The sequence below is a fragment of the Kribbella sp. NPDC049227 genome, assembly GCF_043197265.1.
Taxonomy (GTDB): Bacteria; Actinomycetota; Actinomycetes; order Propionibacteriales; family Kribbellaceae; genus Kribbella.
The window spans coordinates 842,043-867,194 of sequence record NZ_JBICST010000004.1; the positions used below are offsets into that span (position 1 = coordinate 842,043).

Here is a 25,152-nt window from a genome sequence, read left to right on the forward strand (position 1 = left end):
CGAGCATCTAGGGTTGGGGCCGTGGACAACGGTGTGGTGGTGACCGGAGCGGCCAACGGCATCGGTGCGGCGATCGCCCGCCTGCTGGTTGAACGCCGGTGGACAGTGATCGGGCTGGATCGTGACGAACCCCGGCTGCAGAGCCTGCGCGACGAGCTGGGCGGCAAGTTCGTCGGCGTCACCGGCGACGTCACCCGCCGCGCGGACCACGAGCGAGCCCGGCAGGTCGCCACCGAGAACGCCCGGCTGACCGGCTGGGTCAACAACGCCGGGATCGAGCGACCGACGACGGCCCGGGCACTGGACGAGGACGACCTGCAGGCCATCGTCCAGGTCAACCTGATCGGGACCATGCTGGGCTGCGCCGTCGCCACCGAGGCGCTGCGCGGCGCCGGCGGCGCGATCGTCAACATGTCGAGCATCCACTCGCTGGCCGGATTCCCCGAGTCGTTCGTGTACGCCGCGACGAAGGGCGGCATCGACGCGATGACGCGCCAACTCGCGGTGGAGGAGGCGGCCCAGGGCATCCGGTGCAACGCGGTCCGTCCGGGCGCGGTGATGACACCGCTGACCCAGTCGTTCCTCGATGCGTCCGACGATCCCGATGCCCTGCTCGCGGAGTACGCCGACCTGCACCCGATCCGCCGCCTGATCGAACCGGTGGAGATTGCCCGGGTGGTCGCGTTCCTGCTGTCGGACGAGGCGTCGTTCGTCAACGGCGAGTCGATCACCGTGGACGGCGGCGCCACCGCCCGCTGCTATCCCTACCCGACCTGACGACCTCATTCGGCACGGCTTAGCAGCCACAGGATCGAGGTCCCGGCGGTCGGCATCAACCCGGCCTCGGCAAGGTCCTTCCCGGTACGCCGCTCCGCCCGCTGCAGCTCCCCGTCGGCGAGCACGTCAACGGCGTACGTCGCCATCGGGTCGAGTCCAACCGGCCGGACCGGCTCCCAGTCCCCGGTCGGGTGCAGCCGGAAGCCGGCCACGAGATGACGGTCGTCCGCAGTCAGCTGGTAAGCGGGCTGACGCCAGCCCTTCTCCTCGCGCAACGGTTGCTCGGTCAGCGGAATCAGCACGCCCGTCTCGACCAATGGCCTGATCGCCGACCGATAGCTGTCCACGTGATCCCGAAGCCGCCGCAACAGGTCCGGCCGCATCTCGGTGAGCCGCACCGACACACCGAACCGATGCAGCAACGCCGCCCGCATCTTGGTGTCGAACTGGGCCGGCGTGATCAACGTGCCGGAGTAGTCGACCTTCTGGAACCGATGCTCGCCGCGCCACTCACTCTGCGGCCAGTGCAGCAGTTGGCGAGGCGGCAGCAGCTGAGCCGCACCCCACAGGCACGTGAGGTGGTGCTCGGTCCAGTCCGGGTCGGAGAGGAACAACGCGTCGACATGCGCGGCCAGCCCGGCGTCGATCCGCAGCCCGCCGGACGAACACGCTTCCAGCACAGTCTCCGGATAGGCCGCACGCAACCGATCCAGTACGTCGTACAGGCCGAGGTAATGGCGTAGTAGTCCATCCTCCGAGCCGTGGCCGTGGTCGTCGCGGGTGCAGCCGGCTCCTGGATCGAGGTTGAAGTCCCACTTGATCCAGCGGGCGTGGGTGGTCTCGATCAGCCCGGACACGCTGGCGAAGACGTGTTCCTGCCCGGCCGGGGAGCCGAGGCAGACGTAGCCAAGGCTGGAACCTGCCTTGTCCGTGGCGACCAACTCGGGCCGCTCGGCGGCAATGGACGCGCGGGCGCCGATCGCTTCGGCCTCGATCCAGATGCCGAACTCGATGCCCAGGGCACGGGTCTGATCGGCGAGCCAGGCCAGTCCGTGCGGGAAGCGTGCGGCGTTGACCCGGTGCCAGTCGCCGCGTTCGGCGAACCACTGGCTGTCCGCCTCCGGGCGGCCGAACCAGCCGGCGTCCAGCAGCGCGACCTCGAGTCCCAGATCCGCGGCGACGGCCGCGTTCGCGAGGAAGACGTCCTCGGAGATCTCGGCGTCCTCGTACGGCCACCAGTGGTTCCACTCGGTCAGCAGTGGCGGACCGGCCGGGACCTGCTCGGACAGGTGCCGCGCCAGGGCTGCGGCAGCGGAGGCACGCGTCTCGCCCCACGCGATGCTGACCTCCGGCAGGGTGAACGTCTCACCGTCGGCAAGGATGATCCGCTGCCCGTCGGGGTGCAGCGCGACATCGATCCGTACGCCGTCGTCGACCGGTGTGCTGGCGATTCGCCAGTTCCCGCTCCAATGCAGCGTCACGACGTACACACCGGCTTCGGTCTCGACCGCCAGCCACGGTACGGCGCCCTGCGTGGAACGACCCGTGGTCACCTCGAGCTCCGCCGACTCGTCCACCGGCAGGGTCACTGGCTGGTACTCGAGTCCCCAACCGCTGGTGAAGCCGTCGATCGACGTTGCCCGGGGCAACACAACGGAGCCGACCTGTGGATCCCACTGACCAGCCTGGGTGACGGTCACCGCGTAGGTCGCCGCAGCGGCGGACTGCCGGACCAGTCCGGCCTCGGCTCCGGGCAGTGCGGGGATGAGTTCCGGCGTCTCGATCACGATCACGTCCCTGGGTTGCTGGGTTGGAGTACGACCTTGCCGGCCGGATGGCCCTTGATCAGTTGCTCGTACCAGTGCTGTCCGTCGGCCAGACCCGCGTGCACCACCTCGCCGCGGAACACCAACTCGCCGCGTCCGAGCATCTCGACCGCCTGGCCGAACTCGTCCGGCCGGTACGCGAAGCTGGTGGTGCAGGCGACCTCGCGGCGGATCAGGTCCCGCAGCGGCAGCACGCCGTCGGCGGAGTGCAGCCCGACGAAGCAGACGTCTCCACCCGGCCGTGCGGCGAGCGTCGCCGAGGTTCGGGTGTCGGCGCTGCCGACCGCGTCGAACACCGCGTCCGCGCCCAGTCCGCGGGTGAGCTCCTTGAGCTGCCGGACGAGGGCGTCCGGGTCGTCGCTGAGCCGTGTGGCTCCACTGGCTTCGGCCGCGGCGACCCGTCCTTCGACCCGCTCGGTGAAGAACAGTTGCTCGACGCCCCGAAACCGCAGTACCTCCAGCAGGAGCAGGCCGATCGGACCGGCACCGATGACGAGGGCGGACCCGCCGGCCGAGATCCGGGTACGCCCGACCGCCCGCAGCGCACACGCCGTGGGCTCGGCGAACACACTGGAGCTCGGGTCGGGCAGATGATCGACCCGGTGCACCGCGTTCGCCGGTACGACGATCAGCCCCGCGTTGCTGCCGTGGACGTGGCCGCCGAGCAGCTTGCGTTGCGGGCAGACGTTCTCGTGCCCGGCCACGCAGATCGGGCAGAGCCCGCACGACCGCAGCGGATTGGCGGTGACCGACGTACCCGGTGGCAGTTGCTGCTCCGCCGGTACGTCAGGCCCGTACGCGTCGACCACGCCGACGAACTCGTGCCCGAACACCAGCCCGGGCTTGCGCAGGCCGTCAGTGCCGAGGAACCCACCGAGCTCCGATCCGCAGATCCCCGACTCCGTGACGGCGATGCGGACCTCGCCCGGGCCGGGGACCGGGTCGTCGAGGGTGACCAGGTCGAAGTGCCCGACATCGCTGAGAACCAGCGCCTCCATAACGCTCCTCAGCCGAGCAACTTGGTGGCGGCATCCTGCATCTTCTGTGCGGCGTCCTCCGGGGTCAGCTTGTTGTTGAGCAACTGCTCGAAGTTCTTGCCGTAGACCTCGTTGAAGATCTGCTGCATGTTGGCGGTGTAGATGTCGCCGATGCGCGCGTTCGACAGGTCCTTCATCGCCGCCTCGAAGCCTTCCGGCATCCCCTTCAGCATGTCCTGGGACTCCCGGGCCGCGTTCTGCAACGGGATCCAGTCGTGGTCCTTGGCCATCTGCGGCTGGAACTTGGTCGCGCTCCAGGTCGCGAAGGCCTGCGCCGCCGACAGCGCGGCCGACTGCCGCGGGATCACCCACCCGCCGAGCCAGTACGGCGCGATGCTGTTGCCCTGGTACTTCGGCAACGGGGCCATCGCCCACTTGTCCTTCATCTGCTGGAACGACGAGATGTTCCAGGTGCCGTCGGCGATCATCGAGTACGCGCCGGAGGCGAAACCGCCGTTGTTCTGCGCGACCCCGGCCCGCTCGTCCGGCCGCGGCGCGATGTGCTTGGACCACATCATGTCCTGGACGAAACGCATCGACTCGACCACCTTCGGGTCGGTCATCTGGAACTTGGTCGGTTCCAGCGCCTTGTCGACGAACGACGAGCCGGCTGCCCACGACAGCGACTGGATGCCCCACCAGATGCCCAGCGAACCGATGTCGAGGCCCCACCGGGTGACCTTGCTGCCGGTCGATTTCTGCAGCTTGGGTGCGGTCTCGACCACCTTGTCCCAGGTCCAGGTCGCGTCCGGGTAGTCCAGCCCGGCGGCGTCGAAGTGGGACTTGTTGTAGAACATCGCCATCGACTGGATGTTCTCCGGCACGCAGAACAGGTTCTTGCCGTCGAACTTCCACGGGTCGTACAGCTTGGTCGGGTAGGCGTTCGGGTCGACCATCGGGGTGGTGTCGATCACGGGCTGCTCGTTGAAGACCAGGTTCTTCTTGTAGTGGGCGTACGCCTGGACGTCCCAGTAGTAGATGTCGAACGGCTTCTTCGCGGCGTACTGCAACTGCACCTTCTGCCAGTACTGGTCGTACGGCAGGAAGTTGATCTTCGCGGTGTACTTGCCGGCGTACTCCTTGTTGAACAGCGCGACCCGCTTGCGGAAGTTCGCGTCGATGGTCGGGCCGTTGGTCCAGGCGTAGATCTCCAGGTTGGTCTTTCCGACCAGGGCGGTTCCGGTGGGCGCCGGCGCGGCGGCCGATCCGCCACTGCTGTTGCCGGAGCAACCGACCAGACCTGCTGCTCCGGCGGCGGTCAGACCGCCGAGCAGGACCCGGCGGCTCACGGTGTTGTTCGACATGGATCGTCTCCTTCGACGTGACGGTCGGGCTACTTGTTCACGCCGCTGACGGCGATGCCCCGGATGAAGTAGCGCTGGGCCAGCAGGAAGACCAGGATCGACGGGAGCGCGGCGATGGTGGTCGCGGCCATGGTGAGGTGCATCTGCGGCCCGATCCGGGGCGAACCGCTGAAGTAGGACAGGGCGACGGCGATCGTGTACTTCGACTCGTCCGACAGGTAGATCACCGGGCCGAAGAAGTCGTTGTACGAGGCAATGAAGGTGAAGACGGTGACGGTGGCGATCACCGGCCAGCTCAGCGGCAGGAAGATCGTCCACCAGATCCGCAGGTAGCCGGCGCCGTCGATCCGGGCCGCCTCCTCCAGTTCGCGCGGGATACCCATGAAGAACTGCCGGAACAGGAAGATGAAGAACGCCGAGCCGAAGAAGGCCGGCAGGATCAGCGGCTTGAAGGTGTTCAGCCAGCCGAGGTGGTTGAACACGATGTACGTCGGCACCAGGGTGACCGTGGTCGGCAGCATCAGCGTCGCCATCAGCACCAGGAAGATCGTGTTCCGGCCGGGAGCCTGGAGCCGGGCGAACCCGTAGGCGCTGAACGAGCAGCTGAGCAGCGTGCCCAGTACCACCAGGCCGACGATCGTCGCGGTGTTCAGGATGTAGCGCTGGAACGGCACCAGCTGGAACACCTCGGCGTAGTTGTGCCACTGCGGGGTGAACTTCCAGATCGGCGGCGTGACGAACACCTGGGTCGGTGCCTTGAGTGAGGTGAGCACCATCCAGACCACCGGCATCAGCACCGCGAAACAGCCGACGGACAAGACGATCAGCCGGATCCAGGTCCCGAGCGGCAGGCCCTTGCGATTCGTCATCGGTCGTCCTCCGTCTCGGTGTGGACCCACATCGGCATCGAGCGGAAGACCAGGAGGGTGAGCACCATGATGATCGCGAAGGCGACCCAGGCGATCGCGGAGGCGTAGCCCATCTTCAAGTACTGGAAGGCGTTCTGGTACAGGTACACCGACAGCAGCAGGGTCGAGTTGTTCGGCCCGCCCTGGGTCAGCACGAAGGGCTCGGCGAACACCTGCAGGCTGTTGATGATGCCCATGATCAGGTTGAAGAGCGTGACCGAGGACAGCATCGGTACGGTCACGTGCAGGTGCTGGCGGAACGTCGTGGCACCGTCCACCTTCGCCGCCTCGTAGAGCTCCTTCGGCACGCCCTGCAGGCCGGCCAGATAAATCAGCATGGTGCCGCCGAATCCCCACAGGCTCATGAAGATCAGCGCGCGCAACGCCCACTGCTCGTCGGTCAGCCAGGACGGACCGTCGATGCCGACCTTGGCCAGCGCGGCGTTGATCAGGCCGTACTCGCCGTTGAACATCCACTTCCACACCATCGCGACGGCGACGCCGCTGATCACGCTCGGCAGGTAGTAGGCGGAGCGGAAGAACTTCAGCGCCGGCAGCTTGGAGTTGAGCAGGATGGCCAGCACGAGCGCGAGGATCATCGTGGCCGGAACACTGACCACGCCGTAGATCAGCGTCACGCTCAGGGACTTGCGGAAGATCGGATCGGCGAACAGGGCGCTGTAGTTGTCCGCACCCGTCCACACCGGGTTCGTCAGCATGTCGTACGACGTGAAGCTCAAGCCGAGCGAGGCGAGCATCGGCCCGATCGAGAACAGCAGCAGGCCGAGAACGGCGGGCGCGATGAAGACGTAGCACCACAACGCCTGGCGCCGGGTCATGGTCAGGCCGCGGCGGGGCGGAGTACTCGCCACCGGTTCCTCGGCCGCCGGGCGGACTGCAAGACGTTGTGCCATAACTCCCTCGTTCCAATTATCGGAACGCTGTTCCTATCAGCGGGACCTGTTGGCATAGTAGGAGCAAAGATGAGGGCGGAGTCAACCGTTTGGACGAAAGCAGGGGGCTGATGGGAACAGAGGGGAAGCGTGCCGAAGAGGCGAGCGCCCTGACCGGTTCGGCGCGCGTCCTGGCGGTGCTGCGTCACCTGGCGGAGCACCCTGCCGGGACCCGGCTGGGTGAGGTGGCAGCGGCTCTCGACGCGCCGAAGTCCAGCGCTCATCGTGCCCTCGGCGCGCTGGTGCAGTCGGGATTCGCCCGGCAGGACGCCCAGGGGGTCTACCATCTCGGCTTCGACCTGCTCCGGCTCGTCTTCGGGTACCACGAGGCGCGGGCGCCGAGTCTCACGGTGGGCCCGCTGCTGCGCCGGCTCGCGGACGAGACCGGCGAGACGACCCACTACGGAGTCCTTGTCGACGGCAACATCGTCTACCAGGCGAAGGTGTCGCCCAGCCGGCAGACGTTCCAGATGAGCTCGGTGATCGGCGGCTCGAATCCGGCGTACCGCACGGGTCTCGGCAAGGCGCTGCTGATGCACGAGCTCACCGACCGGACGGAGGTCGATCAGTACGTCGCCGAGTACGGACCGCTCGAGGCCCGGACGCCGCACACGCTGCGTACGCCGGATGCGTTGCACGACGCCCTCGCGGAGGGCCGCAGCAACGGCTACATGCTCGACATGCAGGAGAACGACCTCGGCATCGTCTGCATCGCGCTGCCATTGTTCCTGGACTCGCCGACCCGCCCGACCGGCGCGATCAGCATCAGCGCGGTGGTCAGTCGGACGACACCGCAAGACCTCGTCAGCTGGCTGCCCCGGATCCGCGAGATCGTCACCGAGGAGCTCGGCGGCGCGGTCCTGCAGGCTCCCGAGCCCTTCACCGGAGGCTGAATGTCCACCACAGCAACGAATCTGACCATCACCGACGTCGAGGCCGTCCATCTGCGGCTGTCCGCGGTGGATGCGGACCGCTGCGACGGGACGCAGGACACCCTGCTGATCTTCGTCACGGCCAGCGACGGCTCTGTGGGGGTCGGCGAAGTCGACTCGGCACCGCTGGTCGCGAAGGCGGTCGTCGAGGCCGAGCCGTCGCACCTGATCGCCCGAGGTCTGCGCTCGATCCTGCTCGGTCGCAACCCGCTCGACATCGAGGTTGCCTGGCACGCGATGGTGGAGGGCAGTCGCTACTTCTCCGGTGGCGCGACGATGCACGCGATCAGCGGAGTCGACATCGCGCTGTGGGACCTGGCCGGCAAGATTCTCGGAGTGCCGGTGGCGCGGTTGCTCGGTGGAGCGCGCAGTGACCGGCTCACGGCGTACGCGAGTCTGGTCATGCCGGACACGCCTCTGCTGGCCGCGAAGGCCGCGGCGGACCATGCCGAGCAGGGATATCGGGCGATGAAGTTCGGTTGGGGACCGATCGGGCAGGACCGGGACTTCAACGAGGAACTGGTCAAGGAGATCCGGCGCGCCGTGGGCGACGACATCGACGTGATGATCGACGCGGGCCAGGTCTGGGACACCAAGACCGCCCTGCGGATGGCCGCGATGTACGAGGACTACGGCATCGCCTGGCTCGAGGAACCCGTTGCCCCCGACAACATCACGGGCTACCGCGAGCTCTCCCGCCGTACGTCGCTCACGATCGCGGGAGGCGAGCAGGAGAGCAGCCATGCCGCCTTCGAGACCTTGATCGACGAGGGTGAGCTCGATCTGATCCAGCCGGACCTGGCCCGGTGCGGTGGTCTGACCGCCGGCCGCCGGCTGGCCTGGCTGGCGCACACGCGGCACCGGCGGTTGGTGCCGCACGCCTTCAAGAGCGGCGTGCTGGTCGCGGCCTCGACCCACTTCGCGGCCTCGATCCCGAACGGCGGACTGATCGAGCACACCGTGTCGACCTCGCCGATCGCACGCGACCTGGTCCGGCGCGAGATCGCGTTCGCCGACGGCACTGTCAAGGTTCCGCTCGACCAACCAGGGCTAGGGGTTGAGGTGGATGCCGACGTGATGGAGCAGCTTCGTGTCGACTAGTCCACGCCTGTCGACCGAGTGGTCGCTGGCCGGCCAGCAAGCAGTGATCCTGGAGAACTCGGAGACCAGAGTCGTCGTCCTCCCCGGACTCGGCGGCAAGGTCATGAGCATCGTCGACAAGCGCGTTGACGCCGAACTGCTGTGGCGCAACGACCGCGTCCCGGTCCGGCCCGCCGCCTTCGGGTCCGGGTACGACGACCAGTTCCTCGGCGGCTGGGACGAGTTGTACCCGAACGACGAGCCGGAGGAGCTGGCGAGCGAACCGGTCCCGGATCACGGCGAGTTGTGGGCCGTGCCGTGGCACTGGAGCACTGGTTCGGACCCCGGTCAGGTGTGGCTCGAGCTGACGGTCCGCGGTGCCGTGACGGGGACCGAGGTGACGAAGCGGCTGACGGTCGGCGCCGGTCCGGACCTGATGGTCGACTATCGGATTGCGAACACCGGCCGGATCGATCAGCCGTTCCTGTGGAAGTCCCATGTGGCCGTCGAGCTGCGTCCGGACACGGTGATCGACCTCGCGGCCGGCGACGTACTGATGCACGAGTTCGGTGATCCGCGGGTCCGGCCGGAAGGCGACAGCTTCACCTGGCCGTGGGCTTCGGGCCACGATCTCCGCACTCTTCCCGACACGACGAGCCGCGGCGTCTCGGAGTTCCTCATCGCTACCACGCTCGAACAGGGCGAGTGCGGAGTGCGGCATCCCGCCGCCGGCACCGGCCTCCGGCTGTCCTGGGACCGCGCCGACCTACCGTCGTGCTGGCTCTTCGCCTCGTACGGCGGAGGCTGGCGCGGCCTCGATGTCCTCGTCCTGGAGCCCTGCACCGGCTACCCCCTGTCCGTCAACGACGGCGTCGCGGCCGGCACCCATCAGATCCTCCCGGCCGGCGCCACCAGGTCCTGGCAACTGACGGCCCACCTGTTCCGCTGACTCAGAGGTCGTGCGCGAACTGGCGCAGGACCGGGGCGAGGACAGGCGGCTCGGCGTTGTGGTTCTCGCCGGTGACCGGGAGCAGGCGCGCGGTCGGCAGGTGCTTGGCGACGGCCTCGGCGCCGGTGATCAGCCAGGGCGCGGTGGCGTCGCCGTGCAGGACCAGGACCGGGACGTCGACCGCGGCCCACCGCTCGGCCGGCAGCGGGTTGCCGGACATGGTCGTGCCCATGATGCGTCCGTCGTACGAGATGGTGTGGGCGATCTCCTCGACGGGGGCCCAGTACGGGCTCTGCCGGACGCCCGCAACGAACTCGGGCGGCATGTTGGCGGCGGCCGTCATGAACAGCTCCGCCGCAGCACCGCGGTCCCCGGCCGCGACGTACGCCTCGAGCTGCTCGACGTAGTCGGACGGCAGCGGCGGACGGCCGTCGTCGACCACCACGGGCGGCTCGAACAGGGCCAGCGCCGTGATCGGCAGCCCGGCGGCAGCGGCGTCCAGCGCCAGCAGTGAGCCGGACGACCAGCCGAACACGATCGCCGGCTGCCCGGCGTCCTCGATCAGCGCGGCGAGATCCTCGATCTCGCGCTGGATCGCGTACGGCTTGGTGTCGGTGCTCTCGCCGCGCCCGCGCCGGTCGTAGGCGTAGACCCGGAACTCGTCGCTCAGCAGCTTCGCGACCTCGGCGTTCGACGGGTTGACCGCGCGGTGCGCGGTGGCGCCGTCGATCATGATCAGCGGCTGCCCGGATCCCCAGGCCTCGAAGGCGATCGTCGTTCCGTCGGCGGACCTCACTGTGCTCATCGTCCTACTCCTTCTGGTGTCGTTGGGAACTAGACCGTACAGTACTCAGAGAAGAACTGGACTGTCTAGTATGATTTTCGGGAAGACTCGAGGAGGTCCGCGTGGAGTACCGACAACGCGCTGCCGTCTGGCAGCCCGGACAGGCCGTCGAGATCGAGGGCGAGGGCCGGACGCCGCGGAAACGCCGGGCGATCCTGGCCGCGGCGACCGAGGTCTTCCTGCAGCACGGCTATCTCGGCGCGAGCATGGACGAGGTCGCCGCGAAGGCGGGGGTGTCCAAGCAGACCGTCTACAAGCAGTTCGAGAACAAGGAGCGCCTGTTCGCCGAGATCGTCCTCGGCACCAGCGATCAGCTGATGGACGGCCTGGTCCAGGCGTACGCCGACACGCTCGAGGGAGCCACCGACGCGCGCGAAGCCCTTCGGGCGATGGCTCGCCGGCTCCTGGACAGCCTCACCGCTGGGAGCGTGCTCCAGTTGCGCCGGCTCGTCATCGCCGAGGCCGACCGATTCCCGGAGGTCTGCGGGGCCTGGTTCAACACCGGTTTCGAGCGATCGCTGGAGGCGTTGGGCGAAGCGCTCACCCGGTTGACCGAGCGCGGTCTGTTGCGTGAGCTCGACGACCCGACGCTGGCGGCGTACCAATTCGCCGGACTGGTGATGTACAAGCCGATGAACCGGGCGATGTTCGCCGGCACCCATGCGGGACCGGTCGCCGGTGAGCTCGACCAGCTCGCCGATCAGGCGGTGGACGTCTTCCTCGCCGCGTACGGCGCGTAGCGGCTACTCGTCGTCCCCGGCGGCAGGGGGCTCGGGCGCCTTTGCCCTCGACGGACGGGTGACATGCAGGTGAATCCGCCAGCCTGCCCAGGCCAGTAGGCCCACCGGGATCGGCAGCCAGAAGGAGATGAGCCGATACAGGAGCGTCCCGATGAGTGCGGTGTCGGCACTGATTCCGATGACGACAAGCAGCGCGGTGAGACCGGCGTCGACGAAGCCGAGACCACCCGGCGTCACTGGGATCAACGTGAGGGCTTGAGCCACGACATAGGCGAGGAGCACCTCGGAGGGGCGGGCATGGGCATTGAGCGCCGCCAGCGCGACAACGAGTGCCGCGTAGTCGAACATGCGGTTGGCCGCCGCCGCGAAGACCGCTTTCCACCAGTGACCCTCGAAGGCAGCGGCAACCCGGTCTCGCTGCGCTATCAGCGTCGCGGAGCAGCTGTCCGCGGTCACGCTGCGCTTGACGACGTGGATGACGTGACCGGCGCCGCGACCGATCAGCACGACGAACCGGGTCCAGGTGAGCGCGGTGAACCCGAGACCGACGATGACGATCGCCAGGATCAGCGAGACCAGGAGGCCGAGCTCCAGTTGCCGCGCCGGCGGTGGACCGATCAGCACGGCGGGCACGGTCAGGACGGGCAACAGCAACAGCACGCCGGTGGTGATCAGGCCGATCGCGGTCAGAGCCGAAGCGACGACCGCCGCGGGCTGACCGGCTTGGATCAAGAGCCTGGCTTGGAGGACTCCGCCGGCGGCCGGGCCGCCGGGGACGACCTTGCTGGCAGCGTTCCCCGCCAGTTGCGCCGTCGCGATCGTGCCCCAGCCCGAATGGACGGGTGGTGGCTCCCCGTCCCCCGCGCGCTGGGCCAGGGCCAGTCCGGCAAGCCACCACAGTGCCGCGAAGCTGCAGGCCTCCAGTACGACGAGCGCCGGGAACCACCAGGGTTCCACGTCGGCCAGGCGTGGCCAGGCTCCGAAGAGGGACAGCATGCTCGGCGCCACGATGTACAGGCCGACACCGGTGATGGCCAAGCCGACAGCGCGGCCGCCCCAACGCCGCACCAAAGCCCCGCCAGCGACGCGCATGTCTCACCCCGCTCAGTGGACGAGTCGCCTCGCCACGATAGCGCGACCGGCCGGGTCGATCCGTGGATCGAGGCTCAGAGGGTGCCGCGGGTCGAGGTCCGGACGACGAGCTCCGGGGTGAACGTGACCCGCTGGTGTTCGTGGTCGGGGTTCGACGACTCGTCGAGGAGGAGTTCGGCGGCGGTCCGGCCGAGCAGCTGCCGCGGCTGGCGCACAGACGTCAGCGGTACGGCGGCCGCCGCGGCGAACTCGATGTCGTCGTACCCGACGATGGCGAGGTCCTCGGGAACACGCAGGCCGAGACTGACGCACTGTTGCAGCAGGCCCAGGGCCAGCAGGTCGTTCGCGCAGAACGCGGCGGTCGGCCGCCGGGCTGCCGGGAGGCCGGCAAGTCGTTGCCCTGCGCCCCTTCCCTCGGCGACGGTGAGCGCACCGGTGGTGAGCTCGATCAGGTTCTCCGGGGGCTTCCCGGCCTTGCGCAGGGCGCGCCGGGCACCGTCGCGCCGGTCGACGACCTGGCCGATCGTGTTCGGCCCGCCGACGTACGCGATCCGTTCGTGGCCGAGTTCGAGCAGGTGGGCGATGGCTAGTTCGCCGCCGAGGACGTCGTTGACCGCGACCGAGCAGTGTTCGCCGTCGTCGATGTTGCGGTCCACCACGACGACCGGCGTACCGCGGGAGGGGAGCTTGCGCAGACGGGAGGAGTTCTGGTCGATCGGGGTGATCAGGACGCCCTGGACGCGTTGCTGCTCGAGCAGGTCGAGATAGTCGGCCTCGCGGTCGGCGTCCTCGTTGCTGTTGCACAGGAAGACCGAGAGGCCGGCCGCCTGGGCCGCCTCCTCGACACCCTTGGCCACGTCGGTGAAGAACGGGTTGCCGGCGTCGAGCATCAGGTAGGCGAGGATCCGGCTGCTGCCCGCGCGCAGTTGCCGGGCCGACTCGTTCCGGACGAACCCCAGCGAGGCCATCGCCGCCTCGACCTTGGCCCGGGTCAGCGGGCTGACCACCTCCGGCCGGTTCAGCACATTCGACACGGTCCCCAGCGACACCCCGGCCGCCGCGGCTACTGCCTTCACGCCGGCGGTATGGCGCTTGGCGGCCTTCCGCCGCTTCCCGCCTCCTGAAGGCAAGGTTTCGGGCGCGCTGTCCGGCATGCGCGACCTCCCTGCGTCGTGGTCCTGGGATGGACCGGTTTGAAACGTCTTAGCGGGTGGAGCGTACCTGTTCGGACCGGTGGATCCGCAGTACTCGTCCGGGTCCGGCCGCCGGAGGGCGGCCGAAAGGCGGGCGAGGTCTTGACGCCTCCAGCCGCGCACGCTTACGTTCATGCAATCGTCTTGAAACCTTTCAGCAACTCCACCGCGCCGAGTTGGAGGTGACCATGCCCGACGGCCGCCCGCTGCTCAGCGTGCGCGAAGTGTCGAAGTCTTTCGGCGCGGTCGCCGCCGTCCGGGACGTCTCCTTCGACCTGTACGGCGGTGAGGCGCACGCCCTGGTCGGCGAGAACGGCGCGGGGAAGTCCACGATCGTGAAGATGCTGGCCGGTGTGCATCGTCCGGACAGCGGCACGATCGAACTGGACGGCATCGCGATCGACCTCGGCGGTCCGGCGGATGCGAAGGCGGCCGGGATCGCGGTCATCTACCAGGAGCCGACCCTGTTCCCGGATCTGTCCGTGGCCGAGAACATCGCGATGGGCCGCCAGCCTCTGGGTCGTTTCAAAACCATCGACCGGGCGGCGATGGTCCAGCAGGCGGCGCAACTGTTCGTCCGGCTCGGCGTGTCGATCGATCCGAACCAGCCGGCCCGTGGCCTGTCGATCGCGGACCAGCAGTTGGTCGAGATCGCCAAGGCGCTGTCCGCGGATGCCCGCGTGGTGGTGATGGACGAGCCGACCGCGGCCCTTACCGGTGTCGAGGTTGAGCGGCTGTTCGCCGTGGCCCGGTCGCTGCGGGACGACGGTGCCGCGTTGATGTTCATCTCGCACCGGTTCGAGGAGGTCACCGCGCTCTGTCAGCGGGTGACGATCATGCGTGACGGCCGGCACGTCTCGACCGACCTGCTCACCGACATCACGGTCGACGAGATGGTCCGCAAGATGGTCGGCCGCGACCTCGGTGCGCTGTTCCCCAAGCAGGACGTGACCCCCGGCGCGGTCGCCCTCAGCGTCCGTGGCCTGAGCCGCGACCCCGTGTTCCTCGACGTCTCGTTCGACGTACGCGCCGGCGAGATCGTCGCGCTGGCCGGTCTGGTCGGATCCGGCCGCTCCGAGGTGGTGCAGTCGATCTTCGGCATCGACCCGCGTGACTCGGGCACGGTCGAGGTGGTCGGGCGGACGCTGAGGCCCGGTTCGCCGAAGCAGGCGATGGCCGCCGGCGTCGCGCTGGTCCCGGAGGATCGTCGGCAGCAGGGCCTGCTGATGGAGCTGTCGATCGAGCGGAACGTGACGCTGCCCAGGTCGCGGTCGCTGTCGCAGCTCGGCTTCCTCACCGGCGGCCGCGAACGCCGCTCGGCCCGGGAGTGGACGCAGCGGCTGAAGACCAAGTACGGAAGGCTTTCCGATGAGGTCGGCACGCTGTCCGGCGGCAATCAGCAGAAGGTCGTGCTGGCCAAGTGGCTGGCCACCGATCCCAAGGTGCTGATCGTCGACGAGCCGACCCGCGGCATCGACGTCGGGACCAAGGCCGAGGTCCACCGGCTGATGTCCAGCCTCGCCGCCGAGGGCGTCGCCGTACTGATGGTGTCGTCCGAGCTACCCGAGGTGCTCGGCATGGCCGATCGCGTCCTGGTGATGCGCGAGGGCCGCCTGGTCGCCGAGCTCAGCCGGAGCGAGGCCACCGAGGAGTCGGTGATGTTCGCCGCGACCGGTCAGGAGGCGAGCGTATGACGGCTGTCGACCTGCCCGCACCGCGCCGGTCCTCCCTGGATGTCGTCCTGAAGGTCAGAGAGCTCGGTATCGTCATCGCGCTGGCTGTGCTGGTCGCGGTGACGACGATCTCGAACCCGCGGTTCCTGTCCGGTCAGAGCATCCGTGACATTCTGCTCGGCACCGCGATCCTGGCCGTTCTGGCGGTCGGCCAGGCCGTGGTGGTGATCACCCGCAACATCGACCTCTCGGTCGGCTCGGTGCTCGGGCTGAGCGCGTTCACCGTCGGCACCCTCTTGCAGAACAGTCCGCGCCTGCCGGTCATCGTCGTCCTGGCCGTCGGTGCCGCGGTGGGCGCGGTCTGCGGCGTCGTCAACGGCGCGCTCGTCCGCTTCGGGAACGTTCCTGCCCTCGTCGTCACACTCGGCACCCTGTACGTCGTTCGCGGCATCACGTACTTCTGGGCCGGCGGCAGCCAGATCAACGCCGACGAACTCCCGGCCGGCTTCCTCGACTTCGGCAACGCCACTGTGCTGGGGATCCCGTATCTGGTGTTGCTGGCCGTGTTGGTCCTGGTGGTCACCGGTGTTGTCCTGCGCAACTACCGCGTGGGCCGCGAGTTGTACGCGATGGGGTCCAGTCCACAGGCCGCGCGCTTGGCCGGCATAGCGGTCGGACGCCGTACCGTCGGCGCCTTCGTCGTCAGCGGTGGGTTGGCCGGGCTCGCGGGTGTGTTGTTCGCGGCGCGGTTCGGCACCATCGACGCCGCGGCCGGGACCGGGTACGAGCTGAACGTGGTTGCCGCCGTGGTGGTCGGCGGGGTCGCGGTCTTCGGCGGCAGCGGGACGGTGTGGGGCGCGGCGCTCGGTGCGTTGCTGCTGACGACGATCGCCAGCTCGCTGGCGGTGCTCGAGATCAACCAGTTCTGGCAGCAGGCGATCGTCGGCGGACTGATCCTGCTCGCGATCGGCGCCGACCGCCTGGTCGCCGTCCGGGTCGCGGCCGGGCTGAGGAAGCGGGGCTCCCATGTCAGCTGAGACGATCATTGCCGAGCGCAACTACAGCCGCTTCGCGAACTGGAACGTCGCGATCGTCGCCATCACCGTGATCGTGCTGATCGTGGCCTCGGCGACCGTGGACAGCTTCGGCACCTCGCAGAACTTCGGCTTCCTGGTCCTGGACCTGCTGCCGATCGCACTGGTCGCGCTACCGATGACGCTGGTGATCGTGAGCGGCGAGATCGACCTCTCGGTGGCGAGCACGCTCGGTCTGTCCAGCGCGGTGATGGGCTACCTGTGGAACGCGAACCAGCCGATCGAGTCGATCATCCCGCTCTGCCTGCTGCTCGGGGCCGTGCTCGGCGCGGTCAACGGCTTCTTCGTGACGGTCCTCGGCCTGCCGTCCCTGGCCGTCACGATCGGCACCCTCGCGCTGTACCGCGGCCTGGCCCTCGTCGTCCTCGGCGACAGCGCGGTCGCCGACTTCCCGGCCGTCTACACCGACTGGGTCACCGGCACCATCGGCGGGACGCCGATCCCGAACGTGCTGATCATCATCGTCGTCCTCGCCGTGGTCTTTGGCGTGGTCCTGCACGCGACACCGATCGGCCGGGCCGTCTTCGCGGTCGGCGCCGGTGAACAGGCGGCCCGGTTCGCCGGCGTACGTCCGGGCCGGTTGAAGTTCTGGCTGTACGTCGTCAGTGGTCTGATCGCGGGTCTCGCCGGAGTGCTGTGGACGCTGCGCTACTCCAGCGCCCGCGCTGACAACGGCGCCGGTCTCGAGTTGGCCGTGGTCGCCGCGGTCCTGCTCGGCGGCGTCTCGATCTTCGGCGGGAAGGGCGCACTGCCCGGTGTGATCGCCGGCGTCGTGCTGCTCGGCGCGCTGCAGAACGCGCTCCGCCTGTCCGATGTGTCCAACGAGGCCCTGAACGTCGTCACCGGCGTACTGCTCATCGTCTCCGTGCTCGCCCCCAACCTCGCCCGCTCCGTGCTGCAACGGCGCCGCACCTGAAAGGACGAAACCATGTCTCAACGTAGGAACCTGGCGGTGCTGGCCGTCGTCGCGCTCACGTTGGCCGCCTGTGGCGGTACGACGAAGTCGAGCACGGAAGGCCAGAACACGGCGGCCCCGGAGTCGACCGCGGGCAAGGCCGATCCGAACGCCCCGCTCAAGGAAGGGCTGAAGATCGCCTACCTGCCGAAGCAGCTGAACAATCCGTACACCGATGTCGAGGTGGGTGGCGGCAAGGTCGCGGTCGGCGAGATCAAGGGCGAGTACAAGCTGGTCGGCCCGAACGACGCCAGCGCGTCGTCGCAGGTCAGCTACATCAACACGCTGATCCAGCAGCAGCAGAACGTGATCGTGGTCGCGGCCAACGACCCGAACGCGGTCTGCCCGTCGCTGAACCAGGCCCGCAAGGCGGGCATCAAGGTCGTCACCTTCGACTCCGATGCGTCGAAGACCTGCCGGGACGCGTTCATCAACCAGGCCACCACTCAGGGCATCGGCGAGAGCCTGGTGAAGATGGCCAGCGAACTGGCCGGCGGCGCCGGCGAGATCGCGATCCTGTCCGCGACCCCGAACGCGACCAACCAGAACTCCTGGATCAAGGTCATGCAGACCGAACTGGCCAAGCCGGAGAACGCGAAGCTGAAGCTGGTCAAGATCGCCTACGGCAACGACGACGACCAGAAGTCGTTCACCGAGGCGCAGGGCCTGCTGCAGTCGTACCCGAACCTCAAGGTGATCGTCTCCCCGACCACGGTCGGCATCGCGGCCGCCTCGCGGTACGTGAGCGCGTCCAGCTACAAGGGCAAGGTCGCCATCACCGGTCTCGGGCTGCCGAACCAGATGCGCCAGTACGTCAAGGACGGCACGGTGAAGAAGTTCGCGCTGTGGAACCCGGCCGACATCGGCTACCTGGCCGCGTACGCCGGTGCCGCGCTGAGCTCGGGCCAGATCACCGGCGCCCAGGGGGAGAAGTTCAAGGCCGGGAAGCTCGGGGAGTACACCATCGGCGCCGACGGCGAGATCGTGCTCGGGCCGCCGACCGAGTTCACCGCCGCCAACATCGACCAGTTCAACTTCTGAGAGCCACTTGATGAATCGCTACTGCTTCTGCCTCCAGGTCCGGCCCGACCGTTTGGACGAGTACGTCGAACGCCACCGCAACGTCTGGCCGGACATGCAGGCCGCGCTACGGGACTCCGGCTGGCACAACTACTCGCTCTTCCTCCGCGACGACGGCCTGCTGATCGGGTACGTCGAGTCCGAGGACCTGGAGGCGGCGCAGAAGGCGATGGCGGCGACCGAGGTGAACACCCGCTGGCAGGCCCAGATGACCGAGTTCTTCACAGGGATCGACGGCCGGCCGCCGGACGAGTCGTTCCTGTTGCTGCCCGAGATCTTCCACCTGCCTGCGCTTTCGATTGAAGGGGACTGAGAACCATGACGACCGAAGCTGTGAAGAATGCCCTGAGCCGCCAGGAGATCGAGCTGCCCTCGTGGGCGTTCGGGAACTCCGGGACCCGGTTCAAGGTGTTCAGCCAGCCCGGTGTGCCGCGCTCGCCGGAGGAGAAGATCGCCGACGCCGCCGTGGTGCACAAGTACACCGGTGTCGCGCCGAGCGTCGCCCTGCACATCCCCTGGGACAAGGTCGACGACTACGCCCGGCTGTCGGCGTACGCCAAGGAGCAGGGCGTCCGGCTGGGGGCGATCAACAGCAACGTCTTCCAGGACGACGACTACAAGCTCGGTAGCGTCACGAACCCGGATCCGCGGGTACGGCGGAAGGCGACCGACCACCTGCTCGAGTGCGTCGACATCATGGACGCGACCGGGTCCCAGGACCTGAAGCTGTGGTTCTCCGACGGCACGAACTACCCGGGCCAGGACGACATCCAGGACCGGCAGGACCGGCTCGCGGCCGCGCTGAAGGAGGTGTACGACCGGCTCGGTGACGACCAGCGGATGCTGCTGGAGTACAAGCTGTTCGAGCCCGCCTTCTACACCACCGACGTGCCGGACTGGGGTACGTCGTACGCGCACTGTCTCGAACTGGGGCCGAAGGCAACGGTCTGCATCGACACCGGGCACCACGCGCCGGGGACGAACATCGAGTTCATCGTCGCGTTCCTGCTCCGGACCAAGAAGCTCGGCGCGTTCGACTTCAACAGCCGGTTCTACGCCGACGACGACCTGATGGTCGGTGCGGCCGACCCGTTCCAGCTGTTCCGGATCATGAACGAGATCGTTCGCGGCGACGCGCTCGACCCGGACCGCGGGATCGCCTTCATGCTCGACCAGTGCCACAACATCGAGGTGAAGATCCCGGCCATCATCCGGTCGGTGATGAACGTCCAGGAGGCCACGGCGAAGGCGCTGCTGGTCGACCGGGACGCACTCCGTGCGGCCCAGGCCTCGGGTGACGTGCTGGAGGCGAACGCCGCGCTGATGGATGCCTACAACACCGACGTCCGGCCCCTGCTCGCCGACCTGCGCGAGTCGCAGGGCCTGGACCCGAACCCGGTCGCCGCGTACCAGCGCAGCGGCTACTTCGAACAAATCGTGAAAGACCGAGCCGACGGCCAGCAAGCCGGATGGGGAGCCTGAATCAATGACCGACACTGCAGCCGAGCTCGTTGCGCGTAGCAACCGACTGGGTGCCGATCCACGCAACACGAACTACGCCGGCGGGAACACGTCGGCGAAGGGTACGGCGACCGACCCGGTCACGCAGCAGCCCGTCGACCTGGTCTGGGTGAAGGGGTCCGGTGGCGACCTCGGCACGCTGACCCCGGCCGGCCTCGCCGTACTGCGCCTCGACCGGTTGAACTCGCTGGTCGACGTGTACCCGGGTGTCGACCGCGAGGACGAGATGGTCGCCGCGTTCGACTACTGCCTGCACGGCAAGGGTGGCGCGGCGCCGTCGATCGACACCGCGATGCACGGTCTGGTGGATTCGCCGCACGTCGACCATCTGCACCCGGACTCCGGGATCGCGCTGGCGACCGCTGCCGACGGGGAGAAGCTGACCGCGGAGTGCTTCGGCGACCGGGTGGTCTGGGTGCCGTGGCGGCGGCCCGGGTTCCAGCTCGGTCTCGACATCGCGGCCGTCAAGCGGGACAACCCGGAGGCGATCGGCTGCATCCTCGGCGGGCACGGCATCACCGCGTGGGGCGACACCTCGGCCGAGTGCGAGGCGAACTCCCTGGAGATCATTCGTACGGCGGAACGCTTCCTCGAGGAGCGTGGTGTGGCCGAACCCTTCGGCGCTGTGGTTGCCGGCTTCGAGCCGCTGCCGGTCGAGGAGCGCCGCGTGCGGGCCGCCGCGCTGGCCCCGGTGATCCGTGGTCTCGCGTCGACCGACAAGCCGCAGGTCGGGCATTTCACCGACTCCGAGGTGGTGCTCGAGTTCCTGTCCCGGGAGAAGCTGGCTGAACTGGCAGCGCTCGGCACCTCGTGTCCCGACCACTTCCTACGCACCAAGGTGCGCCCGCTGGTGCTGGACCTGCCTGCCTCCGCCTCGGTGGACGACGCAGTGGCCCGGCTGAAGGAGTTGCACGAGGAATACCGGTCCGAGTACGCCGCCTACTACAACCGGCATGCCGAGCCGGACAGCCCGGCGATGCGGGGCGCGGATCCGGCGATCGTGCTCGTCCCCGGGGTCGGCATGTTCAGCTTCGGCAAGGACAAGCAGACCGCGCGGGTCGCCGGCGAGTTCTACGTGAACGCGATCAACGTCATGCGTGGCGCCGAGGCGGTGTCGACGTACGCGCCGATCGATGAGCGGGAGAAGTTCCGGATCGAGTACTGGGCGCTGGAGGAGGCCAAGCTGCAGCGGATGCCTCGACCGAAGCCGCTGGCGACGCGGGTCGCCTTCGTCACCGGCGGTGGCTCCGGGATCGGCAAGGCGATCGCGCAGCGGCTGGCCGCGGAAGGCGCGTGTGTGGTGGTGGCCGACCTGGATCTGGCCGCGGCCGAAGCCGTGGCCAAGGAGATCGGGTCGTCCGATGTCGCGGTTGCCGTCGGCGCCGACGTGTCGTCGGCGGAGGCGGTCGAGGAGGCGCTGCGTGCGGCCGTACTGGCCTTCGGCGGCGTCGATCTGATGGTCAACAACGCCGGACTGTCCATCTCCAAGTCGTTGCTGGAGACAACGGAACGGGACTGGGACCTTCAGCACGACGTGATGGCGAAGGGATCGTTCCTGGTCTCGCGGGCGGCCGCGAAGGTCCTGATCGACCAGGGCCTCGGTGGCGACATCGTCTACATCTCCAGCAAGAACTCGGTCTTCGCCGGGCCGAACAACGTCGCGTACGGCGCGGCCAAGGCCGACCAGGCCCACCAGGTCCGGCTGCTCGCCGCGGAGCTCGGTGAGTACGGCATCCGCGTCAACGGCGTGAACCCGGACGGCGTCGTCCGCGGATCCGGCATCTTCGCCAAGGGCTGGGGCGCACAGCGGGCCGCGGTGTACGGCGTACCCGAGTCGGAGCTGGGCGCGTACTACGCGCAGCGGACGCTGCTGAAGCGCGAGGTGCTGCCGGAGAACGTGGCCGCGGCCGTCTTCGCGCTGACCGGCGGCGACCTCACCCACACGACCGGCCTGCATGTTCCTGTCGATGCCGGCGTCGCTGCGGCGTTCCTACGTTAGTTCGGGGAGATTGATATGTGGACCACTGACCCGAGCCGGTCTGTCGACGGCAGCGGAGTACTGCCGTGGGTCGAGCCGCGCAAGACCCGGATCGGACTGGTGGCCGGTGGGCTCGGTGCCTACTGGCCGCAGTTCCCCGACCTGCTGCCGCAGTTGCAGGCGTCCGCGCGGCGGGTGTCCGAGCGGTTCTCGGAGCTGGACTGCGAGGTGATCGACGTCGGGTTCATCTCGGATGCGCAGGAAGGTGCCGCGGCGGCCGAGAAGCTCCGGCTGGCGGACTGCGATCTGATCGTCGGCTTCCTGACGACGTACATGACCGCGTCGATGCTGGTCCCGGTCGCGCAGCGGAGCGGGGCACCGGTGCTGCTGCTGAACCTGCAGCCGACCGAGGCGATGGACCACGCGACGTTCGACACCGGAGCCTGGCTCGCGTACTGCGGTGCGTGTCCCCTGCCGGAGATGGCGAACGCGTTCGAGCGGTGTGGGGTCGACTTCCGGTCGGTGTCCGGGTACCTGGAGGACGAGCGCGCGTGGGCGCGGATCAACCGGTGGATCCTGGCGGCCGGCGTACGCGCAGCCTTCCGGCACGGACGGCACGGCCTGCTCGGGCATCTGTACCCGGGGATGATGGACGTGATCACCGACCCGACGCTGGTATCCGCGCAGCTCGGCGGACACGTGGAGATCCTGGAGATCGACGATCTGCGGGTCAGGGTCGAGAAGGTCAGCGCCGCGGAGACCGAGGAGCGGATGAAGGTCGCCCGGGAGATCTTCACGCTCGACGACTCGGTGGACGAGGACGACTTCCGGTGGGGCGCGACCGTGTCGGTCGCGCTCGATCGGCTGGTCGAGGACTTCTCCCTGACCTCGCTGGCCTACTACCACCGGGGGCTCGACGGCGAGATGCACGAGCGGGTGGCGGCCGGCATAATCCTGGGCGCTTCGTTGCTGACGGCAAGGGGTGTGCCGGCGGCCGGTGAGTACGAGCTGCGTACGTCGCTGGCGATGCTGGTGATGGACAAGCTCGGTGCTGGCGGGTCGTTCACGGAACTGCAGGCACTGAACTTCAACGACAACGTGGTCGAGATGGGTCACGACGGGCCCGCGCATCTCGCGATCTCCGCGCGGAAGCCGTTGCTGCGCGGGCTCGGGGTCTATCACGGCAAGCGGGGCTGGGGCGTGTCGGTCGAGTTCGACGTGAAGCACGGGCCGGTGACTGCTTGCGGACTCGGGCAGCGCCGGGACGGGACGTTCAATCTGATCGCGTCCGAGGGGATCGTCGTACCCGGGCCGTTGCTGCAGATCGGGAACACGACATCACGGGTCGACTTCGGATGCGATCCGGGTGAGTGGACCGATGCATGGTCCGCGTCCGGGGTCGCGCACCACTGGGCGCTCGGGACCGGTCACAAGGCGAAGGACCTGGCCGCGGTCGCCGACCTCCTTCACCTCGACCTGACCGTCGTTTCCCCATGAAGCGAGTCGCAGCGGTGGACCTGGGCGCGTCCAGTGGACGCGTCATGCTCGGCGTGGTCGGGGACGGCCGACTCGAGCTCACCGAGATCAACCGCTTCTGGAACGGCCCGGTCAGCGTCGGAGGCACCCTCCACTGGGACATCCTCCACCTCTACCGGTCCGTGCTCGACGGCCTCCGCGCGGCGGGTCCCGTCGACGGTATAGGCATCGACTCCTGGGCCGTCGACTACGGCCTCCTCGACGCCTCCGGCCGCCTTCTCAGCAACCCCATCCACTACCGAGACTCCCGCACCGACGGCGTCATGGAACGTGTCCTGTCCCGCGTCTCCACCGGCGAGCTGTACTCCATTACGGGCCTCCAGCAACTACCCTTCAACACCATCTACCAGCTGGCCGTCGAGTCCGGTGCCTTCGGCACAGCCGCCGCGGGCGGGCTGCTCGGGCAGGCGGCGACGTTGCTGATGATTCCGGATCTGCTGGGCTACTGGTTGACCGGGCAGATCGGGGCTGAGCGGACGAACGCCTCGACCACGCAGCTGTACGACGTGCGGTCCCGTCAGTGGAGCGAGACGTTGGCCGCGCGAGTCGGCGTGCCGCTGGGGATCCTTCCGGAGCTCCGGGAGCCGGGAGATGTGGTGGGAACCGTGCTGGCTGATGAGACCGGGTTGGCCGCTGGTACGCCGGTGATCGCGGTCGGGTCCCATGACACGGCCTCCTCGGTAGTGGCCGTGCCGGCGGGGGACGAGCGGTTCGCGTACATCTCGTCGGGGACGTGGTCGTTGGTGGGGCTCGAGTTGGAGGAGCCGGTGCTGACGGACGAGGCTCGCGAGGCGAACTTCACCAACGAGGGTGGGGTCGACGGGCGGATCCGGTTCCTGCGCAACGTGATGGGGCTGTGGATCCTGCAGGAGTGCCAGCGCGTCTGGGAGGACCACGATCTCGAGGGATTGCTGCGGGATGCGGCCGGCGCACCGGCGTTCGCCGTACTGATCGATCCGGACGCTCCGGAATTCCTTGCTCCAGGCAACATGCCGGCGCGGATCGACGAGCACTGCCGGGCGACCGGGCAGGAGCCCCCGCGCTCGCGGGCCGCCGCGGTCCGGTGTGTGCTGGAGAGTCTCGCGCTCGCCTACCGCCGGACGTTGCGGGAAGCGCAAACGATCGCGGACCGGCCGGTCGACGTACTGCACGTCATCGGGGGCGGTTCGCAGAACGAGTTGCTCTGTCAGCTGACCGCTGACGCTTGTGGGTTGCCTGTGCTCGCCGGGCCGGTCGAGGCGTCGGCGCTGGGCAACGTTCTGGTTCAGGCTCGCGCACTGGGCGAGCCGTTGCCGGACCTGGGAGCGATGCGCGCCCTGGTCCGTTCCACCCATCGTCTGCGGCGCTACGAGCCGCAGGGAAAACCGGCCGACTGGGACGCCGCCGAGTCCCGCCTATTCGGAGCTAGGTGATCCGTATGACCGTCCTCCCCCAGGAACTCCGCCCTCTCACCCGCCGGGTACCGCCTCGCGAGATCAGTCACGACGATCTGCAACTCCTTCGGCTGCTTGCCACCGGCCTGCCGGTCGACTCGGTGGCGCGTCGGCTCGATCTGTCCGAACGAACGGTCCGCCGCCGTACTCGAACCGTCTGCGACCGGCTCGGCTTCGGCACCGCGATCGAGGCCATCGTCTGGGCCGCTCGCCGCGGTCTTGTCTGAGGCACGTTAGGCGCGCGACG

23 protein-coding genes are annotated in these 25,152 nt (G+C 68.4%); 15 read left to right on the top strand and 8 right to left on the bottom strand.

Features of this window, described 5'->3' with window-relative positions:
• Nucleotides 1–21 precede the first annotated feature (21 nt).
• Nucleotides 22–777: an SDR family NAD(P)-dependent oxidoreductase gene (locus ACGFH6_RS21880; RefSeq protein ID WP_393386573.1), complete on the top strand. Its 756-nt coding sequence runs from the start codon at nt 22–24 to the stop codon at nt 775–777.
• A 5-nt stretch (nt 778–782) separates the two neighbouring features.
• On the opposite strand, the gene ACGFH6_RS21885 is transcribed toward ACGFH6_RS21880, so the two are convergent.
• From ACGFH6_RS21885 to ACGFH6_RS21905, 5 genes are read right to left on the bottom strand one after another with little or no spacing between them, the layout of a single operon-like run.
• Nucleotides 783–2,564, bottom strand: coding sequence for a glycoside hydrolase family 36 protein (locus ACGFH6_RS21885; RefSeq protein WP_393386576.1), 1,782 nt, complete (start codon nt 2,562–2,564; stop codon nt 783–785).
• A gap of 2 nt (nt 2,565–2,566) precedes the next feature.
• The gene (locus tag ACGFH6_RS21890) at nt 2,567–3,601 is read right to left on the bottom strand and encodes a zinc-binding dehydrogenase (protein ID WP_393386579.1); all 1,035 of its coding nucleotides are present in this window, start codon (nt 3,599–3,601) and stop codon (nt 2,567–2,569) included.
• An 8-nt stretch (nt 3,602–3,609) separates the two neighbouring features.
• Nucleotides 3,610–4,944 (bottom strand): ABC transporter substrate-binding protein, encoded by a 1,335-nt coding sequence (locus ACGFH6_RS21895; RefSeq protein WP_393386582.1) that lies wholly within the window; start codon nt 4,942–4,944, stop codon nt 3,610–3,612.
• A gap of 29 nt (nt 4,945–4,973) precedes the next feature.
• Nucleotides 4,974–5,813: a carbohydrate ABC transporter permease gene (locus ACGFH6_RS21900; RefSeq protein ID WP_393386585.1), complete on the bottom strand. Its 840-nt coding sequence runs from the start codon at nt 5,811–5,813 to the stop codon at nt 4,974–4,976.
• Nucleotides 5,810–6,766 carry a carbohydrate ABC transporter permease gene (locus ACGFH6_RS21905; RefSeq protein ID WP_393386588.1) on the bottom strand — a complete coding sequence of 319 codons (957 nt, stop codon included), beginning with the start codon at nt 6,764–6,766 and terminating at the stop codon, nt 5,810–5,812. Before ACGFH6_RS21905 ends, ACGFH6_RS21900 begins: the two co-directional genes overlap by 4 nt.
• Nucleotides 6,767–6,876: 110 nt before the next feature.
• Here ACGFH6_RS21905 and ACGFH6_RS21910 point away from each other — a divergent pair, with 110 nt between their 5' ends.
• The 3 genes from ACGFH6_RS21910 to ACGFH6_RS21920 are packed head-to-tail and all read left to right on the top strand — an operon-like array spanning nt 6,877 to nt 9,766.
• Nucleotides 6,877–7,698 carry an IclR family transcriptional regulator gene (locus tag ACGFH6_RS21910; RefSeq protein ID WP_393386591.1) on the top strand — a complete coding sequence of 274 codons (822 nt, stop codon included), beginning with the start codon at nt 6,877–6,879 and terminating at the stop codon, nt 7,696–7,698.
• Nucleotides 7,699–8,838, top strand: coding sequence for a mandelate racemase/muconate lactonizing enzyme family protein (locus ACGFH6_RS21915; protein ID WP_393386594.1), 1,140 nt, complete (start codon nt 7,699–7,701; stop codon nt 8,836–8,838).
• Nucleotides 8,828–9,766 (top strand): hypothetical protein, encoded by a 939-nt coding sequence (locus ACGFH6_RS21920; protein ID WP_393386596.1) that lies wholly within the window; start codon nt 8,828–8,830, stop codon nt 9,764–9,766. Before ACGFH6_RS21915 ends, ACGFH6_RS21920 begins: the two co-directional genes overlap by 11 nt.
• Before the next feature lies 1 nt (nt 9,767).
• On the opposite strand, the gene ACGFH6_RS21925 is transcribed toward ACGFH6_RS21920, so the two are convergent.
• A complete protein-coding gene (locus ACGFH6_RS21925) occupies nt 9,768–10,571 on the bottom strand; it encodes an alpha/beta fold hydrolase (RefSeq protein WP_393386598.1) in 804 nt (267 codons plus the stop codon).
• Between the two features lie 101 nt (nt 10,572–10,672).
• On the opposite strand from ACGFH6_RS21925, the gene ACGFH6_RS21930 reads away from it, so the two are divergent.
• Complete coding sequence (locus tag ACGFH6_RS21930; protein WP_393386600.1) at nt 10,673–11,350, top strand: TetR/AcrR family transcriptional regulator; 678 nt, start codon at nt 10,673–10,675, stop codon at nt 11,348–11,350.
• Nucleotides 11,351–11,353: 3 nt separating this feature from the next.
• Here ACGFH6_RS21930 and ACGFH6_RS21935 read toward each other — a convergent pair whose 3' ends face one another.
• Both ACGFH6_RS21935 and ACGFH6_RS21940 read right to left on the bottom strand, forming a co-directional pair.
• Entirely contained in the window at nt 11,354–12,442 is a 1,089-nt protein-coding gene (locus ACGFH6_RS21935; RefSeq protein ID WP_393386603.1) for a YbhN family protein, read from the bottom strand.
• Between the two features lie 74 nt (nt 12,443–12,516).
• On the bottom strand, nt 12,517–13,596 hold the full coding sequence (locus tag ACGFH6_RS21940; RefSeq protein WP_393386606.1) for a LacI family DNA-binding transcriptional regulator: 1,080 nt from the start codon (nt 13,594–13,596) through the stop codon (nt 12,517–12,519).
• 227 nt (nt 13,597–13,823) lie between these two features.
• Here ACGFH6_RS21940 and ACGFH6_RS21945 point away from each other — a divergent pair, with 227 nt between their 5' ends.
• Genes ACGFH6_RS21945 through ACGFH6_RS21990 form a run of 10 tightly spaced genes read left to right on the top strand, consistent with a single transcriptional unit; the run spans nt 13,824 to nt 25,132 of the window.
• Nucleotides 13,824–15,329 carry a sugar ABC transporter ATP-binding protein gene (locus ACGFH6_RS21945; protein ID WP_393386608.1) on the top strand — a complete coding sequence of 502 codons (1,506 nt, stop codon included), beginning with the start codon at nt 13,824–13,826 and terminating at the stop codon, nt 15,327–15,329.
• Complete coding sequence (locus tag ACGFH6_RS21950; protein WP_393386611.1) at nt 15,326–16,345, top strand: ABC transporter permease; 1,020 nt, start codon at nt 15,326–15,328, stop codon at nt 16,343–16,345. The genes ACGFH6_RS21945 and ACGFH6_RS21950 overlap by 4 nt, the downstream gene beginning before the upstream one ends.
• Entirely contained in the window at nt 16,335–17,318 is a 984-nt protein-coding gene (locus ACGFH6_RS21955) for an ABC transporter permease (RefSeq protein WP_393386613.1), read from the top strand. The genes ACGFH6_RS21950 and ACGFH6_RS21955 overlap by 11 nt, the downstream gene beginning before the upstream one ends.
• 12 nt (nt 17,319–17,330) lie before the next feature.
• On the top strand, nt 17,331–18,398 hold the full coding sequence (gene rhaS, locus ACGFH6_RS21960; RefSeq protein WP_393386616.1) for a rhamnose ABC transporter substrate-binding protein: 1,068 nt from the start codon (nt 17,331–17,333) through the stop codon (nt 18,396–18,398).
• A gap of 10 nt (nt 18,399–18,408) precedes the next feature.
• Complete coding sequence (locus tag ACGFH6_RS21965; RefSeq protein ID WP_393386619.1) at nt 18,409–18,750, top strand: L-rhamnose mutarotase; 342 nt, start codon at nt 18,409–18,411, stop codon at nt 18,748–18,750.
• A 5-nt stretch (nt 18,751–18,755) separates the two neighbouring features.
• Nucleotides 18,756–19,919, top strand: coding sequence for an L-rhamnose isomerase (gene rhaI, locus ACGFH6_RS21970; RefSeq protein ID WP_393386621.1), 1,164 nt, complete (start codon nt 18,756–18,758; stop codon nt 19,917–19,919).
• A 4-nt stretch (nt 19,920–19,923) separates the two neighbouring features.
• Complete coding sequence (locus ACGFH6_RS21975) at nt 19,924–21,957, top strand: bifunctional aldolase/short-chain dehydrogenase (RefSeq protein ID WP_393386623.1); 2,034 nt, start codon at nt 19,924–19,926, stop codon at nt 21,955–21,957.
• 15 nt (nt 21,958–21,972) lie between these two features.
• Nucleotides 21,973–23,433, top strand: coding sequence for an arabinose isomerase (locus ACGFH6_RS21980; RefSeq protein ID WP_393386625.1), 1,461 nt, complete (start codon nt 21,973–21,975; stop codon nt 23,431–23,433).
• The gene (locus ACGFH6_RS21985) at nt 23,430–24,884 is read left to right on the top strand and encodes a rhamnulokinase family protein (protein ID WP_393386628.1); all 1,455 of its coding nucleotides are present in this window, start codon (nt 23,430–23,432) and stop codon (nt 24,882–24,884) included. The genes ACGFH6_RS21980 and ACGFH6_RS21985 overlap by 4 nt, the downstream gene beginning before the upstream one ends.
• Nucleotides 24,885–24,889: 5 nt before the next feature.
• A complete protein-coding gene (locus ACGFH6_RS21990) occupies nt 24,890–25,132 on the top strand; it encodes a LuxR C-terminal-related transcriptional regulator (RefSeq protein WP_131362600.1) in 243 nt (80 codons plus the stop codon).
• The last annotated feature ends 20 nt before the right edge of the window (nt 25,133–25,152 follow it).

Coding starts and splice junctions, on each gene's coding strand:
- ACGFH6_RS21890 (WP_393386579.1), bottom strand. CDS start 3,601: ATGGAGGCGCTGGTTCTCAGCGATGTCGGGCACTTCGACCTGGTCACC.
- ACGFH6_RS21895 (WP_393386582.1), bottom strand. CDS start 4,944: ATGTCGAACAACACCGTGAGCCGCCGGGTCCTGCTCGGCGGTCTGACC.
- ACGFH6_RS21900 (WP_393386585.1), bottom strand. CDS start 5,813: ATGACGAATCGCAAGGGCCTGCCGCTCGGGACCTGGATCCGGCTGATC.
- ACGFH6_RS21905 (WP_393386588.1), bottom strand. CDS start 6,766: ATGGCACAACGTCTTGCAGTCCGCCCGGCGGCCGAGGAACCGGTGGCG.
- ACGFH6_RS21910 (WP_393386591.1), top strand. CDS start 6,877: ATGGGAACAGAGGGGAAGCGTGCCGAAGAGGCGAGCGCCCTGACCGGT.
- ACGFH6_RS21915 (WP_393386594.1), top strand. CDS start 7,699: ATGTCCACCACAGCAACGAATCTGACCATCACCGACGTCGAGGCCGTC.
- ACGFH6_RS21925 (WP_393386598.1), bottom strand. CDS start 10,571: ATGAGCACAGTGAGGTCCGCCGACGGAACGACGATCGCCTTCGAGGCC.
- ACGFH6_RS21935 (WP_393386603.1), bottom strand. CDS start 12,442: ATGCGCGTCGCTGGCGGGGCTTTGGTGCGGCGTTGGGGCGGCCGCGCT.
- ACGFH6_RS21940 (WP_393386606.1), bottom strand. CDS start 13,596: ATGCCGGACAGCGCGCCCGAAACCTTGCCTTCAGGAGGCGGGAAGCGG.
- ACGFH6_RS21945 (WP_393386608.1), top strand. CDS start 13,824: ATGCCCGACGGCCGCCCGCTGCTCAGCGTGCGCGAAGTGTCGAAGTCT.
- ACGFH6_RS21950 (WP_393386611.1), top strand. CDS start 15,326: ATGACGGCTGTCGACCTGCCCGCACCGCGCCGGTCCTCCCTGGATGTC.
- ACGFH6_RS21955 (WP_393386613.1), top strand. CDS start 16,335: ATGTCAGCTGAGACGATCATTGCCGAGCGCAACTACAGCCGCTTCGCG.
- rhaS (WP_393386616.1), top strand. CDS start 17,331: ATGTCTCAACGTAGGAACCTGGCGGTGCTGGCCGTCGTCGCGCTCACG.
- ACGFH6_RS21965 (WP_393386619.1), top strand. CDS start 18,409: ATGAATCGCTACTGCTTCTGCCTCCAGGTCCGGCCCGACCGTTTGGAC.
- rhaI (WP_393386621.1), top strand. CDS start 18,756: ATGACGACCGAAGCTGTGAAGAATGCCCTGAGCCGCCAGGAGATCGAG.
- ACGFH6_RS21975 (WP_393386623.1), top strand. CDS start 19,924: ATGACCGACACTGCAGCCGAGCTCGTTGCGCGTAGCAACCGACTGGGT.
- ACGFH6_RS21980 (WP_393386625.1), top strand. CDS start 21,973: ATGTGGACCACTGACCCGAGCCGGTCTGTCGACGGCAGCGGAGTACTG.
- ACGFH6_RS21985 (WP_393386628.1), top strand. CDS start 23,430: ATGAAGCGAGTCGCAGCGGTGGACCTGGGCGCGTCCAGTGGACGCGTC.
- ACGFH6_RS21990 (WP_131362600.1), top strand. CDS start 24,890: ATGACCGTCCTCCCCCAGGAACTCCGCCCTCTCACCCGCCGGGTACCG.